This is a genomic window from Prevotella herbatica, from assembly GCF_017347605.1.
Taxonomy (GTDB): Bacteria; Bacteroidota; Bacteroidia; order Bacteroidales; family Bacteroidaceae; genus Prevotella; species Prevotella herbatica.
On record NZ_AP024484.1, the window covers coordinates 2765292 to 2779125 of the forward strand.

General features: G+C 38.3%; 13 protein-coding genes and 1 tRNA gene. 4 read left to right on the top strand and 10 right to left on the bottom strand.

What is annotated here, in order from left to right:
• Positions 1–139: 139 nt before the first annotated feature.
• Together recF and prwr041_RS10360 are read left to right on the top strand one after the other, a co-directional pair.
• Positions 140–1243, top strand: a complete 1104-nt coding sequence (recF, locus tag prwr041_RS10355; RefSeq protein WP_207153710.1) for a DNA replication/repair protein RecF — start codon at positions 140–142, stop codon at positions 1241–1243.
• Complete coding sequence (locus tag prwr041_RS10360) at positions 1243–1533, top strand: DciA family protein (protein ID WP_207153711.1); 291 nt, start codon at positions 1243–1245, stop codon at positions 1531–1533. Before recF ends, prwr041_RS10360 begins: the two co-directional genes overlap by 1 nt.
• Here the strand turns inward: prwr041_RS10360 and prwr041_RS10365 are convergent.
• From prwr041_RS10365 to prwr041_RS10410, 10 genes are all read right to left on the bottom strand, one after another.
• Entirely contained in the window at positions 1530–2066 is a 537-nt protein-coding gene (locus prwr041_RS10365; RefSeq protein ID WP_207153712.1) for a 5-formyltetrahydrofolate cyclo-ligase, read from the bottom strand. The genes prwr041_RS10360 and prwr041_RS10365 overlap by 4 nt on opposite strands.
• Complete coding sequence (locus prwr041_RS10370; RefSeq protein ID WP_207153713.1) at positions 2059–3771, bottom strand: S41 family peptidase; 1713 nt, start codon at positions 3769–3771, stop codon at positions 2059–2061. Before prwr041_RS10370 ends, prwr041_RS10365 begins: the two co-directional genes overlap by 8 nt.
• Positions 3772–3855: 84 nt before the next feature.
• Positions 3856–4287 carry a deoxycytidylate deaminase gene (locus prwr041_RS10375; RefSeq protein WP_207153714.1) on the bottom strand — a complete coding sequence of 144 codons (432 nt, stop codon included), beginning with the start codon at positions 4285–4287 and terminating at the stop codon, positions 3856–3858.
• Between the two features lie 30 nt (positions 4288–4317).
• The gene (locus prwr041_RS10380; RefSeq protein WP_207153715.1) at positions 4318–6393 is read right to left on the bottom strand and encodes a M3 family metallopeptidase; all 2076 of its coding nucleotides are present in this window, start codon (positions 6391–6393) and stop codon (positions 4318–4320) included.
• A 27-nt stretch (positions 6394–6420) separates the two neighbouring features.
• Complete coding sequence (locus tag prwr041_RS10385; protein ID WP_207153716.1) at positions 6421–7116, bottom strand: Crp/Fnr family transcriptional regulator; 696 nt, start codon at positions 7114–7116, stop codon at positions 6421–6423.
• Positions 7117–7120: 4 nt separating this feature from the next.
• Complete coding sequence (locus prwr041_RS10390) at positions 7121–8152, bottom strand: FAD:protein FMN transferase (protein WP_394370820.1); 1032 nt, start codon at positions 8150–8152, stop codon at positions 7121–7123.
• A complete protein-coding gene (locus prwr041_RS10395) occupies positions 8152–8853 on the bottom strand; it encodes a DUF6048 family protein (RefSeq protein WP_237072214.1) in 702 nt (233 codons plus the stop codon). Before prwr041_RS10395 ends, prwr041_RS10390 begins: the two co-directional genes overlap by 1 nt.
• The gene (locus prwr041_RS10400) at positions 8801–9304 is read right to left on the bottom strand and encodes a DUF6452 family protein (protein ID WP_207153718.1); all 504 of its coding nucleotides are present in this window, start codon (positions 9302–9304) and stop codon (positions 8801–8803) included. The genes prwr041_RS10395 and prwr041_RS10400 overlap by 53 nt, the downstream gene beginning before the upstream one ends.
• A gap of 1 nt (position 9305) precedes the next feature.
• Positions 9306–10256, bottom strand: coding sequence for a glycosyltransferase family 2 protein (locus tag prwr041_RS10405; RefSeq protein WP_207153719.1), 951 nt, complete (start codon positions 10254–10256; stop codon positions 9306–9308).
• A gap of 16 nt (positions 10257–10272) precedes the next feature.
• Positions 10273–10794: a DUF4199 domain-containing protein gene (locus tag prwr041_RS10410; protein WP_207153720.1), complete on the bottom strand. Its 522-nt coding sequence runs from the start codon at positions 10792–10794 to the stop codon at positions 10273–10275.
• Positions 10795–10986: 192 nt separating this feature from the next.
• Between prwr041_RS10410 and prwr041_RS10415 the strand changes: the two genes are divergently transcribed.
• Together prwr041_RS10415 and prwr041_RS10420 are read left to right on the top strand one after the other, a co-directional pair.
• Positions 10987–13545 (top strand): endonuclease MutS2, encoded by a 2559-nt coding sequence (locus tag prwr041_RS10415; protein ID WP_207155658.1) that lies wholly within the window; start codon positions 10987–10989, stop codon positions 13543–13545.
• A gap of 189 nt (positions 13546–13734) precedes the next feature.
• Positions 13735–13808 (top strand) — tRNA-Thr (locus prwr041_RS10420).
• The last annotated feature ends 26 nt before the right edge of the window (positions 13809–13834 follow it).

The window sequence follows — 13834 nt, forward strand, 5'->3', positions numbered from 1 at the left end:
ATTTCTTTTTCAGTATCCCATCCAAATTGGATAAGTGGTATAACGTCGCAAAATTACGTAAATAATCTCACATATTGAAATATATTTCCTTTTTTTTTCGTTTTTAAGTTATAAAACCGATAACTTTGCAAATGATATTATGATACTGAATAAACTTTCCATAATAAATTATAAGAATATCCGAGAGGCAACTGTATGTCTGTCGCCAAAATTGAATTGTTTTATTGGTAGCAATGGAGTAGGGAAGACCAATTTTCTTGATGCGGTTTACTATCTTTCTTTCTGTCGAAGTGCATTCAATCCGATAGACTCACAAGTTATTACTCATGATCAGGAATTCTTTGTTCTAGACGGAAGTTATATGACTGATAATGGTGATGTGGAGAATATTTATTGTGGAATGAAGCGTGGAATAAAAAAACATTTCAAGCGCAATAAGAAAGAATATCGTCGCTTGTCTGAGCATATTGGACTGATTCCGCTTATTTTTGTTTCTCCGTCAGATTCAGTTCTTATTGAAGGTGGAAGTGAAGAACGCAGAAGGCTTATGGATATGGTTATTTCGCAATACGATAATTCATATATAGAGGCTTTATCTTCATATAACAAGTCTTTACAACAGCGTAATGCATTGTTGAAAATGGATGACGAACCAGATGTCGCTATTATGGAAATATGGGAAGAGCAGATGGCGATAAATGGCGAAATTATTTATCATAAGCGCGATGAGTTTGTAAAGTTGCTTGTTCCTATTTTCCAAGATATATACAATCGAATATCTGGTAATCACGAAACTGTTTCATTGAATTATACCTCTCATTGTCAACGTGGTGATTTGCTTGAAGTTATTCGTAGAGATCGTTACAAGGACAGGGCTGTTGGCTATTCTTTGCATGGTGTGCATCGTGATGATTTGGAAATGCTTATTGATGGCTATCAAATGAAACGTGAGGGAAGTCAAGGACAGCACAAAACTTTTGCATTAGCTCTGAAGCTTGCACAGTTTGACTTCTTGAAGCGTACTTCTTCTAACACGACACCACTGTTGTTGCTAGATGATATTTTTGATAAACTTGATGCAAATAGAGTGGAACAGATTGTTAATCTTGTTGCTGGGGATAACTTTGGACAGATTTTTATTACAGATACTAATCGTGATCACCTAGATAAAATATTAGCTAGTGGTGAATTTGATTACAAATTATTTTCTGTCAATGACGGTGAAATAGAAATTAAAGATTGATGTTTAAACGCGATGTAAAAAAATTGGATGAAATCTTGAAGCGCCTTTTGCGCTCTGAAGGTTTTGAAACGCCTCTTCTACAGAAGCGCCTTGTAGATTCGTGGGATTCTGTTGTTGGTAGTTCTATTGCAAAGTATACAGGCGAAAAGTTTATAAAAAATCAAACTCTATTTGTGAAAATACTTAATCCTGCTTTGCGCCAAGATCTTAGTATGATGCGCTCCAAAATTGTCAAACATCTTAATGATAAGGTTGGGGCAATGATAATTACTGATATAAAATTCTTCTAACAGATTACTTCGTCCATTTTTATATCTGTTTCGTCTGTTGGTACAACGTCTGTTTTTTGAAAATTAAAACATATACCAATTTTATATGCTTGTGGTATTTGGCTAAGAAATCTGTCATAATACCCTTTACCACGTCCTAATCTGTTTCCATTATTATCGAAACTCATACCAGGTACAACGGCAACATCTATATTTTTGTAGTCTTCATACTTTTTACCGATAGGTTCCATGATGTGGTAGGCTATACCTTCTCTAAGGTCATTTTTATCTTTATATTCTCTAATCTCAAGCTCTTCTCCGTTTATAACAACAGGGAGCAATACTTTCTTACCCATCGTAACCAAAGTATCTACGGCATTGTGTGTATCAACTTCGTCGGGCATAGAATAGTACATTAGAATCGTTCTTGCCTTTTTTATTTTCTCATTTGCAAGGAGTTTATTAATAAGCATAAGCGACAGTTCGCTTAGCTTTTGGCTAGTGAACTGTCGCTTGCGCTCTCTAATATCTTTTCTTAATTCTTTTTTAAGCATTTGCAATTAAGTTTCTCCTTAGTCCAACATTATCAAAATGTTTACCTAGCATTGCTATCTTTTTCCCTTTCAAAACTTTTTTCATAGGTTTCTTGGGGAAAGCAGACTTATTCTTGAATACTTTCATAGCCGATAATACTACAGGATCGTCTTGATTAATGTATTCATTCCAAGCTTCTTCGTCAAGCATGTTGTAGACTATTCTACTGTTGATGTAGCGTTCTAGCAACTTATGACTCTTCATAATCATAAGGTTACGTCGCTGTAGTCCATGATGGTCTGCGTAACTAGCAAACTTCTCAACTGTATTCTGCTTTGTTAGATAGTCGCTGAGTTCCATCATCTCCTTAAAGTTATTCAACTTAGGGCGATTGTCATCAGTGTATGTAAATGCAAATTGCAGAATCAGTCCGCTCATAGATGCTTGTTTGTAGTATGATGTGATGCCGGTCGTGTCTTCTGGCACAAATATATCCGGAGTTATACCACCACCGCCATAAACAGTACGTCCGTTTGCAGTATGATATGCTGGACCTGTATGCTTAATACTATCTTGAGAGAAGAATTCTCCGTGTAGATATCTACTCATAAGATCTTGCTGATATTCAGGATCTTCACCATTTACATAAGGTTTCTGTATGCAACGTCCTGAAGGAGTATAGTATCTGGCTATTGTCAGTCTAATCATGCTTCCATCAGGGAATCCGATCTGTTGCTGAACAAGTCCCTTACCAAATGAGCGACGACCGATGATTGTTGCGCGGTCATTATCCTGCATTGCTCCTGCAAAGATTTCTGAAGCAGATGCTGAACCTTCGTTAATCAAAACTACTAATGGAATATTCTGGTATGTGCCCTTACCATCAGAACGATAGTCTTGTCTTGGACTCTTTCTGCCCTGGGTATACACAATTAGCTTATTCTTAGGAAGGAATTCATTGGCAATTTGTACGGCACTATTAAGATAACCACCAGTATTATCGCGCAAATCTATTACTAGATTACTGAAACCTTCTTGAGAAAGTTTGGCCAATGCAATCAGCATTTCTGGATAAGTCGTTTCTCCAAAGTTCTTAATTCTGATATAACCAGTCTCATCGTCAATCATGTAAGTAGCAGAAATACTCTTTTGTGGTATTTCACCTCTTGTGACAGTGAAATATTTTACGGTTTTCTGTCCAAATCTTTCTACTCCTATCTTTACTTTTGTATCTTTAGGACCTTTAAGCCTGTGCTGTGCTTCTTCGTTAGTGACTATCTTACCAACAAATCTCTTGCCATCTACACTTACAATTTTGTCACCAGCCAATATTCCTGCACGTTCTGCAGGTCCGTTTTTGATGACATTCTGTACATGTATTGTGTCTTGACGAATGGTAAATTCGATACCGACACCAGAGAAAGAACCTTTCAGGTCATCATTTGCAGCTTGTACATCCTTTGCACTGATATACACAGAATGTGGATCAAGCTCCGACAGAATCTGTGGAATTGCCTTGTCAACCAGTGAGTCAATGTTCACCTTGTCAACATACTGATCATCAATGATGTGCAACAAATTGTTTAGTCTGTTACTTCCTGAATTGATGATATTCAGTCTGTTACCCGAAAAATGATTAGCATAAAACGTTCCGATAAAGATACCTGCTACAACGCATAGCGCCATGATAATTGGCATCCATCGGTTATTTCTTTTCTGCTCCATATTGTTTAATATTGTTTCTCTGTTTTTTTGTAGTTACTTGCTACGTGATTAAACTCTCTTATCATATTGATAATGACTATTTTTCTATTCTTCTTCTCCCAAATAAATAACTTCAATACCAGCTTTTTTCATTAGGTTTATACCGTCTTCAAGTCGATATTTCTCACCATAAACGACGCGTTTTATTCCTGATTGTATAATCAGTTTTGAGCATTCAATACAAGGTGATGCTGTGACATAAAGGGTGCTGCCATCGCTGTTGTTATTGCTTCGTGCCAATTTTGTGATGGCATTAGCTTCTGCGTGTAGTACGTATGGAAGAGTTACATTATTAGAATCTTCACATAAGTTTTCAAATCCACTTGGCGTTCCATTATATCCGTCACTGATTATCATCTTGTCTTTTACTACAAGTGCGCCTACCTGTCTACGTTTACAGTATGAGTTTTCTGCCCATATCCTTGCCATACGCAGGTATCTGTAGTCTAGCTTCTCTTGTTTTTCCTCAGCAGTCATATTGGTTATATTTATTTAGTAGTGAAACTGTTATTTTATGCCATTTCTTTTCAATAATGCTTCAATAGTCGGTTCCTGTCCTCTGAATCTCTTATAGAGTGCCATAGGATGTTCAGTTCCGCCCTTTGAGAGTATATTATCTCTGAAGCTTTTTGCTGTATTCTTGTCAAATATGCCATTCTTCTTGAATACGCTGAATGCATCTGCATCTAACACTTCTGCCCATTTGTAGCTGTAGTATCCTGCTGCATAACCACCCGCCATGATATGACTGAATTGTACTGTCATACATGTGTTTGGTAGTTGTTCCGACAGCATAGCCTTTTCCCAAGCTTTCTTTTCAAATGGGATTATATCTTCATTAAACTCCTCTTTCTTTGTGTAGTATGCCATGTCAAGAAGTCCAAAGCTTACTTGTCTCATACAACCATAGGCAGCCATGAAATTTCTGCTCTTAACTATTCTGTCTATCAGTTCGTCTGGAATAGGCTCACCTGTCTGATAATGGAAAGCGAATGTGCGCAAGAAATCTTTCTCTACAGCATAGTTCTCCATGAACTGTGATGGTAGTTCAACGAAATCCCACCATACGTTTGTACCGCTTAAACTCTCAAAGCGTGTGTTAGCAAACATACCATGTAGTGAATGTCCGAATTCATGAAGGAAGGTTTCAACTTCGCCAAGTGTAAGCAATGCAGGTTTGTCATCGGTTGGTTTAGTCAAGTTCATGACAAGGCTCACGTGGGGTCTACTGTTGTTTCCCTTGTGGTCTATCCATTGTCCCTTGAACTCTGTCATCCAAGCTCCACCTTGCTTGCCGTTTCTAGGATGGAAATCAGCATATAGTACAGCTAGGAAGCTATTATCTTCGTCAAACACTTCATAGGCTTTAACGTCTTGGTTATAAACCGGAATATCTTTATTTTCTTTGAAGGTTATTCCGTATAGTTTTGTTGCAAGTCCGAATACACCTTTTATTACATTTGATATTTCAAAATACGGTCTTAGCATTTCTGCGTCCAGATTGTATTTTGCCATTTGTAGTTTGTGTGAGTAGAAGCTGAAGTCCCAAGGTTCTAGTTTGAAGTCATTTCCTTCAACCTTCTTCGCCATAGTCTCAATCTCTCCAACCTCATTTTGTGCAGTTGGTTTATATGCATCTATTAGGTCATTGAGCAGCTTATATACATTATCTATATTGCTAGCCATTCTATGTTTCAATACATAGTCTGCAAATGTATCAAAGCCTAGCAGTTGTGCTATTTCCCTTCTAAGGTTTATGAGTTTCTTGCATATTTCCAGATTGTTCTCACTATTGTCGTGAGTACATTCTGTATTTCTTGCCATATACATATCCTTACGTAGGTTACGCATTGTGGAATATGTCATGAATGGGCTATAGCTAGGATAATCCAATGTAAATATCCAACCCTCTTTATCTTTTTCTTTTGCAGTTTGTGCAGCAGCCTCTTTTGCAGTGTCAGGCAGACCGTCAAGCTCATCTTTATTTGTAATATGTAGCTCGTAAGCCTTAGTCTCTTTCAATAAGTTCTGTGAAAATTGCAATGACATCATGCTTGATTCTTCAGTGAGCTTGCGCAATTTGTCCTTATCTGCATCGTTCAGCAAAGCACCGCTTCTAACAAAGCCGTCATAGCTTTTGTCTAGTAGCATCTGTTCTTCTGCTGTTAATTCGCGATGATGCTCATGTACATATTTTATTTTCTCAAAAAGTTTCTTGTTAAGACTAACGTCGTTTGAATGCTTTGTGAGTATAGGACTTAACTTTTGAGCAAGTTCGTCCATTTCGTCGTTGGTATCAGCACTAAGCATGCATGAAAACACATTTGATACTCTATCCAATAGGTCGTAGTAGTGTTCACCTTTCTCAGTGTCAACTCTTGCAATAATATTATCAAATGTTGGTTCAGCTGTATCGTTGATGATTTTATCAATTTCTTCGTCATCACGCTTAATACCCTCCATAAAAGCCTCTTCGTAATCTGAGGTATTTATGCGTTCAAATGGAACAGTATAATGTGGTGTTCCGTAGTCTTCAAAAAATGGATTTATTCTTTTTGTATTATGTTTATTATTCTCAATCATACTAACTAGTGTTATTATATATCTATGTTATATTGTAAGCTCTTTCGCCTGCATCATTGCAGTTTCAATCTTTTCAATATAAATGTAACCACGTTTAAGTTTCAAAATTCCTTTTTCTTCCATTCTGTTCAATGCCTTTGACACATCCAGTCTACTATCGTTTATTTCCTTAGCAAGTTGTGTCATCTTGATGTTGATGATTTTCCTTCCTGCTGGTCTAAGGCATCTGTCAGAGATAAATCTTATAATTCTGCTTTCCAGATTGTCTGGATATTTGCGTAGCAATTGTCTTTCTTGCTTTTGTATCATTGTTGACAGCATATTCATAATATTGATTCTGAATATCATGTATTTATCACTGAGTCTCATCACTTCACTCTTGTCGATTTTCAATATTCTGCAAGTTGTCTTTGCTTTGAAAGTCTTTGTGTAGTTTTGTATCAGACCGAATAACCTTTCAGGTTGTAGTATCTCTGGCGATGAAATGTCTTCAATAATTTGGTAGCAATGATCTGCTGCAATAGTAACAACTTCGGCAATACCGTTGAGAAGAAACATCAGATGATTGCAGTTCTCGTTTTCGTCAATGATGGTTTCTTCTGGTTCGTATTTGTGGAAATCGAATTTCGTATGTGCCACAACATCTCCAAGGTCTGCTTTTCCAAGTCCTTGAAATAAAGGCAGAGTTAAAAGTTTGCTGTATAATTGAAATTCGTTCTCCATATTTTTATTTCTCTATCTTTTTCTGTAATGCCGGAGAATACCACACTTTGTTTTTGCCGTCTTTTCCTGCATATATGAAATATGCCATCAATTCTGGATGTCTTTTTAGCACAGCTTCAGATTTTTCTATTCCCAAAACCATGAATGCAGTTGCGTAGGCATCAGCTTCAGCACACTTGTTTGCCAAAACTGTTGATGATAGAAGACTATGCTGAACAGGTCTGCCTGTCTTCGGGTCTATTTCATGTGCGTATTTCTTCCCATTTTTATAGTAAAAATTACGATAGTTTCCACTTGTAGCCATTGCCTTGTCTGTGATATCCAACACAGTTTGAAGTTGCTGATTAGTGTTCAGACTGTCATCGGTAGGTTGGGTGACTCCAATCTTCCAAGGTAATCTCTTTTCGCTTAGACCGCTTGTCACAACTTCTCCGCCAATCTCAACCATATAGTTTTTTATGTCATGGCGTCTCATCACAGTTGCTACAGCATCACTGCCAAATCCTTTAGCAACAGCACTGAAATCAAGCATCATGTTTTTAAGTTTCTTTGAAAGATATGTCTTTCCGCTTAACTTCTCCACGTTAATGTTTTGCATTCCTACGAGTTTCCTTAAGCTGTCTACCTGTTGTTGATCTGGCATCTTCTGGTGTTTGAATCCAAATCCCCATGCGTTTACAAGAGGAGCTACAGTAATATCAAAAGCTCCATTAGTGTCTTTGTTCACTTCTTGTGATAATGTCAGCACACTCATAAACATATCACTTGCCTCTACTTTTTTGCCGTTGTTGAAAGCAGCTACTGTAGATTTTTTATTGAACATTGAAAATTCACCGTCAACTTTGTTAAGTTCAGCTAATATTTCATTGTTTAGATCTTTGTCATATTGATATGTAACGTGATACACCGTTCCGAAGATAAATCCCTCATTTTTCTGATAAGGCATATCTCTCTGTTGCTTTACGATAAGAACCGTACCGACTATAAGAGCCAGTAGGAATGCAACTTGTGCGTAAGTTTTCTTTTTTCCTTTCATCATAGTTCAAATGTTATGTTAAATTCTCCACCAAGTCGGCTGTTGCCGCTTTTGCCGTATCCTGGCACATACCATGCTTCTCCGATGTCTCCGTGTGTATGAAATAGTCTGCGCTTGTATCTCACGCTCCATCCCATTCTCACAGGTCCAAATATTTTTGCGTCTATTGTGAATACACCTTCAAGCCAGTGATAAGTGCAACTTACGTCTTTTGCATTGAAGTCTGTCTTGTCGCCCCATATTGGATCAACGATCCCTGGGCTGTTAACGTCGTATTTAAAAGATGTATAGCCATATCTGAAACCTCCGTACACACGATATATATCATGTTTGTTTTTGCTCAGGTTCCAGTCCATACCTATTCTGCCGTATGGGGCAGTTGATTTATAAGTCAATTTTGTTGTAACATCCTCTGCGTTAGCTTTTCCTATACCAAGTTCAATGATTGGAAACCATTTGTCTTTAAGATTCACTCTCATTGCAGCTTGATATTGTCCATAGCTGCCGAATGCTAATTGAGCAGGTCCTACAAGATCTGTAGAAACAGCTATGCCTCTGAATAGCGGAATCGTATCAGGAGCAACTGTTGTCACGACTTTCTTTCTGCCTTGTTGTGCGTTAGCAGTAAGGACAGTAAGCATGACAACACTAATTACTGCTGCTATTCTTGAAATGTATGAGGAATGTACTCTTTGTAGCATCGTAAGTTACGTTTGGATTATTTATGACAATTGTGTCTATTCTGTTCTTGGTGTATTTCACACCAGTTACAACGTGGAAGATGGCTGGGTTACAATCCACTGCTTCAAAATGAGGAGTATTTGTCTTGGTCACCTTTATCGTATCAAACTGAGAACCTGTGGAATTCTTTATTTCCATAAAGTATACGTCTTCGTTGCGTTGATAGCTCATTGGCAGTTGAAAGCTGTCTGTGTTTACCGATTTGTTAATAATAACAGAGTCGTTTCCGTCACCTAGATTTGCCGACAAGGTTAGCGAGTCAGCCAACGTTTTAATATCACCTGCCAGTTTGTATTTTGCGTACACACGATTGTTCAGCGGGCAATCAATGCTCGAACATCCTGCTACGACAAACAGCGTTATCAATATGTATAGGGATAATTTTAAATCCCATCCTCCGTTTTTCTTCATTCTATATTTCTTTCTCTACTTGATAGTCGTTCCTTGATGGGTTCTGTCTGCTTATAAGGTCACCAAGGAATCCAGCTAGGAAGAATTGGCTACCTAAAAGCATTGTTGTAAGTGCTATATAGAAATATGGCGACTCTGTTATAAGTCTTTGTGGAATGCCATTGTATAAAGCGTATGCTTTGTCGGCACCTATGCATATAACTGCGAATAAACCAATCATGAACATTATCGAACCAAGGAATCCAAAAACGTGCATAGGCTTCTTTCCGAAGTTGCTGAGAAACCAGAGAGTTATCAAGTCAAGATAACCGTTGAAGAAGCGGTTGAGTCCGAATTTACTACTTCCATATTTCCTAGCCTGGTGTTGTACCACCTTTTCTCCGATTTTATCGAATCCTGCGCTCTTTGCAAGATAAGGTATATATCTATGCATTTCTCCATATACCTCAATGTTTTTAACAACATCTTTGCGATATGCTTTAAGTCCGCAGTTGAAATCATGCAGATTGTGAACTCCGCTTATCTTTCTTGCTGTTGCGTTAAATAGCTTTGTAGGGAGAGTTTTTGTGATAGGATCGTATCTCTTCTGCTTGTAGCCCGAAACAAGATCAAATCCATCTTCTGTTATCATTTTGTATAGTCCAGGTATTTCATCTGGAGAATCCTGCAAATCTGCATCCATCGTGATTACTACGTCACCTTGCGCTTTTGCGAATCCACAATATAGTGCTGGACTTTTTCCGTAGTTTCTGCGGAACTTCAATCCCTTTACATTATCGTCTTTTTTAGCTAAATTCTCAATCACATTCCATGACTTGTCGGTACTTCCGTCGTTCACGAATATTATTTCATAGCTATAGTTGTTGGCTTTCATCACGCGCTGTATCCACGCATGTAGTTCTGGCAGTGATTCTTCCTCGTTGTAAAGAGGTACTACAATAGTTATATTCATTTTATTCTCAAACTTTTTATTTCTTAACTTTAAATCTTGCGAATGCTGCAATGAATATTGAGCATATCCAACCGATTATCAGATTGTACACCATTATCATGAATGATAGTTCAAGAGGTGTCATTGTGTTGATAAGCGTCATGGCGTCATTGATTTCTTTTGTGTCAATGCCGTTTTGCTTATATGTAGTTTGCATTGCAAGCATCATCGTACTTACTGTTCCCATGAATCTTCCTTGGTCAAGAAACCTGAAATAGAGGAATTGTGCTACTCCGAATATCAGAGAACTATAGAAAAAAGTATACATGCAGTACACAAGCGCTCTCCTGTAAGATATGTTACCTTCTAGAGCGTAGTTCTTGAAACTTATCATTCGCCATGCTACAAAGAATGGTGTTGATAGAGCTAGTAGTCCACCAATGCTTGACTGTGGAGTTAAAATTGTAAATGCAAATGCTGAAATCCACAACAATGAGAGCAATGCTCCATCCTGTCGTGCGAATGCCTTTGTCTGATTTATGGCACGAATATTAATCATTAACTGAATTTATGTTTATAAACAGTGCAAAGATAATTATTTTCTATCATATAAATTCATAACAAGATTACTTTTTGGCTTATTTTTACTTTTTAAACGCAAAACTTTCCCTATCTGCTGCTTAACTTTAAACTTTAAAGCTATTTGCTTTCTACCAAAAAGTTGTATCTTTGCACCAAAGTAATGTCATTTATGATTTATCCTGATAATTTTGAAGATAAAATCGGATTTACCGATATACGTAATTTGCTGCGTGAACGTTGTCTGTCCACGCTTGGAAAGTCGCAGGTTGACGCTATGGAATTCTCGTCAGACCATTTGCTCATCAATGAACTTCATGACCAAACTCGTGAGTTGGCTGCACTTCTTGAGGAAAATCCTGATTTTCCATTAGGGAATATATACGACATGCGTGAGAGTTTGAAGCGTGCACGTATTGCTAATACTCATCTTGAAGAGGAAGAATTCTTTAATCTTCGCCGAAGTCTTGACACGATCAATAAGATTGTTAGTATTTTGCACCCTGATGAAATTGAGAATGCCCCAGGAAAGGCTTTGTTTCTTTTGTCGGATGGCATCGCTACGTTTCCTAATCTTATTCAGCGTATAGATCAAGTTATAGATAAGTTTGGACACATGCGTGACAATGCTTCTCCTGAATTACTTAGACTTCGTCGTGAACTTGCTAGGGCTGAAGGTTCTGTTTCTCGTACTTTGTATGGAATTTTACGTTCTGCACAGGCCGAAGGTGTTGTTGATAAGGATGTAACTCCAACAATGCGTGACGGTAGACTTGTGATACCTGTTGCTCCTGGATTGAAACGACGTATAAACGGTATTGTGCATGATGAAAGTGCTACCGGTAGAACTGTCTTTGTAGAACCGGCTGAGGTTGTTGAGGCAAATAATAAAATTCGCGAATTAGAAGCTGAAGAGCGTCAAGAAGTTATAAGAATACTCATCGTTATAACCGATCATGTGCGACCAAATGTTAGAGAAATCCTAGACTCGTTTAATTTCCTCGGCATAATGGATTTCATAAATGCCAAAGTTGAGTTGGGAAAGAGTCTTCATGCCATTTCTCCTGAAGTTAAGTCGTCACCATATATGGATTGGATAGAGGCTAGACATCCTTTATTAGAAAAGCGTTTATCTGCTAATGGTGGTAAAATTGTATCGTTGGGTATAACTCTTACTTCTGATAAGCATATCCTTATTATTTCTGGTCCTAATGCTGGTGGTAAGTCTGTCTGTCTTAAAACAGTAGGACTGTTGCAGTATATGTTGCAGTGTGGTCTGCCAATTCCTGTAAGTTATCGTTCCACTTGTGGAATCTTCGATGACATGATGATGGATATTGGAGATGAGCAGAGTCTTGAAAACGATTTATCTACATATTCTTCTCATCTGCTGAATATGAAGAGTATGATGAAACAGGCTTCAGATCGCACCCTTATCCTTATTGACGAATTTGGTACAGGTACCGAACCTCAGATTGGTGGTGCCATTGCTGAGAGTGTTTTGGATAAGTTTTGCTCAAAGGGCGCATGGGCTGTAATCACCACCCATTATCAGAATCTTAAGCATTTTGCTGATTCTCATCCTGGAGTTGTCAATGGTGCAATGCTATATGATCGCCATGAGATGCGTGCGCTCTTCCAACTTGCTATAGGAAGACCGGGTAGTAGTTTCGCCATTGAAATAGCACGTAAGATAGGACTCCCTGAAGATGTGATCGCAGAAGCTTCTGAGATAGTTGGAAACGACTATATACAGAGTGATAAGTATTTACAGGATATTGTTCGTGATAAGCGTTATTGGGAAGCCAAGCGACAATCTATCCATCAACGTGAAAAAGATGTAGAGAAGACCATCTCTAAATATGAACAGGAAATTGCGGAACTGCAAAGCCAGAGACGTGATATTGTAGCAAAGGCAAAGGCTGAAGCTGAAGAACTGTTGAAGGAAAGTAACAAACGTATTGAAAACGCAATTCGTGAAATCAAACAAAATCAAGCAGAAAAAGAGGCTACTCGTAAGATTCGTGAGGAACTGCGTGACTTTGAAACTGCTGTGAGTTCAGGAAAAACAGTTACTGGTAAACAGTCTCATGGAATTATTTCTGATGATGATTTCGAAAAGAAAATGAAGCAGATCGAGCAGCGTCGTCAGCGCAAGGAACAGCGTAAGAAAGAGAAAGCTGATAAAAAAAGCATTCAACCTGTTTCTGATAGCCCAATCGATATAAATATGTCTATCGCCGATAGTTCAAATGGAACGATAGGAATTGGCTCAACGGTACGTATAAAAGGATTGTCTTCAACGGGGACAATAGAGTCTATTGATGGAAAAATGTGTACGGTTATATTTGGCGGTATGCGCTCAAAGATGCGCCTTGACCGTTTGGAAGCTGCAAGTGGAGTAGGGAATAAAGAGAACGATGAGGCAGCTGATAACGCATATCAGGTAAGCCGTGCTACCCGTGACACGATAGATGATCATAAGAAAAACTTTCATCAGGATTTGGATGTCAGGGGAATGCGTGGCGATGAGGCTCTTAATGCAGTTCAGTATTTCATAGATGATGCAATACTTGTGGGCATGAGTAGAGTACGTATCTTGCATGGAAAAGGTAACGGAATCCTTCGTAGTCTTATAAGGCAATATCTTGCAGGGATTCCTAATGTCACTCATTATGCAGATGAGCATGTGCAGTTTGGCGGTGCTGGAATAACGATAGTAGATTTTTAATAGATGTTAAAATCGTAAAATAGTTTATGTATTTTTTTTGCCATTCAAAAAAAACGTTTACTTTTGCACCCGCTTAACAAAAGCAACATGGGCAAGTCCCTTACGGTCAGCTCCCTTGGAATCCCCCAGGACGGGAACGTAGCAAGGGTACTTGGTTGTAGCGTCGCGATAAGGATCGCTTGCCCACCCGCCTCTTTAGCTCAGTTGGCCAGAGCACGTGATTTGTAATCTCGGGGTCGTTGGTTCGAATCCGACAAGAGGCTCAAAAAAAACAGAAGGATGTAGTTTT

What these genes read in the sequence shown, in the direction of transcription:
- prwr041_RS10370 (WP_207153713.1), bottom strand. Translation starts at nt 3,771, where the DNA reads ATGGAGCAGAAAAGAAATAACCGATGGATGCCAATTATCATGGCGCTA.
- prwr041_RS10405 (WP_207153719.1), bottom strand. Translation starts at nt 10,256, where the DNA reads ATGAATATAACTATTGTAGTACCTCTTTACAACGAGGAAGAATCACTG.
- prwr041_RS10395 (WP_237072214.1), bottom strand. Translation starts at nt 8,853, where the DNA reads ATGCTACAAAGAGTACATTCCTCATACATTTCAAGAATAGCAGCAGTA.
- prwr041_RS10415 (WP_207155658.1), top strand. Translation starts at nt 10,987, where the DNA reads ATGATTTATCCTGATAATTTTGAAGATAAAATCGGATTTACCGATATA.
- prwr041_RS10380 (WP_207153715.1), bottom strand. Translation starts at nt 6,393, where the DNA reads ATGATTGAGAATAATAAACATAATACAAAAAGAATAAATCCATTTTTT.
- prwr041_RS10375 (WP_207153714.1), bottom strand. Translation starts at nt 4,287, where the DNA reads ATGACTGCTGAGGAAAAACAAGAGAAGCTAGACTACAGATACCTGCGT.
- prwr041_RS10385 (WP_207153716.1), bottom strand. Translation starts at nt 7,116, where the DNA reads ATGGAGAACGAATTTCAATTATACAGCAAACTTTTAACTCTGCCTTTA.
- prwr041_RS10360 (WP_207153711.1), top strand. Translation starts at nt 1,243, where the DNA reads ATGTTTAAACGCGATGTAAAAAAATTGGATGAAATCTTGAAGCGCCTT.
- prwr041_RS10390 (WP_394370820.1), bottom strand. Translation starts at nt 8,152, where the DNA reads ATGAAAGGAAAAAAGAAAACTTACGCACAAGTTGCATTCCTACTGGCT.
- prwr041_RS10410 (WP_207153720.1), bottom strand. Translation starts at nt 10,794, where the DNA reads ATGATTAATATTCGTGCCATAAATCAGACAAAGGCATTCGCACGACAG.
- recF (WP_207153710.1), top strand. Translation starts at nt 140, where the DNA reads ATGATACTGAATAAACTTTCCATAATAAATTATAAGAATATCCGAGAG.
- prwr041_RS10365 (WP_207153712.1), bottom strand. Translation starts at nt 2,066, where the DNA reads ATGCTTAAAAAAGAATTAAGAAAAGATATTAGAGAGCGCAAGCGACAG.
- prwr041_RS10400 (WP_207153718.1), bottom strand. Translation starts at nt 9,304, where the DNA reads ATGAAGAAAAACGGAGGATGGGATTTAAAATTATCCCTATACATATTG.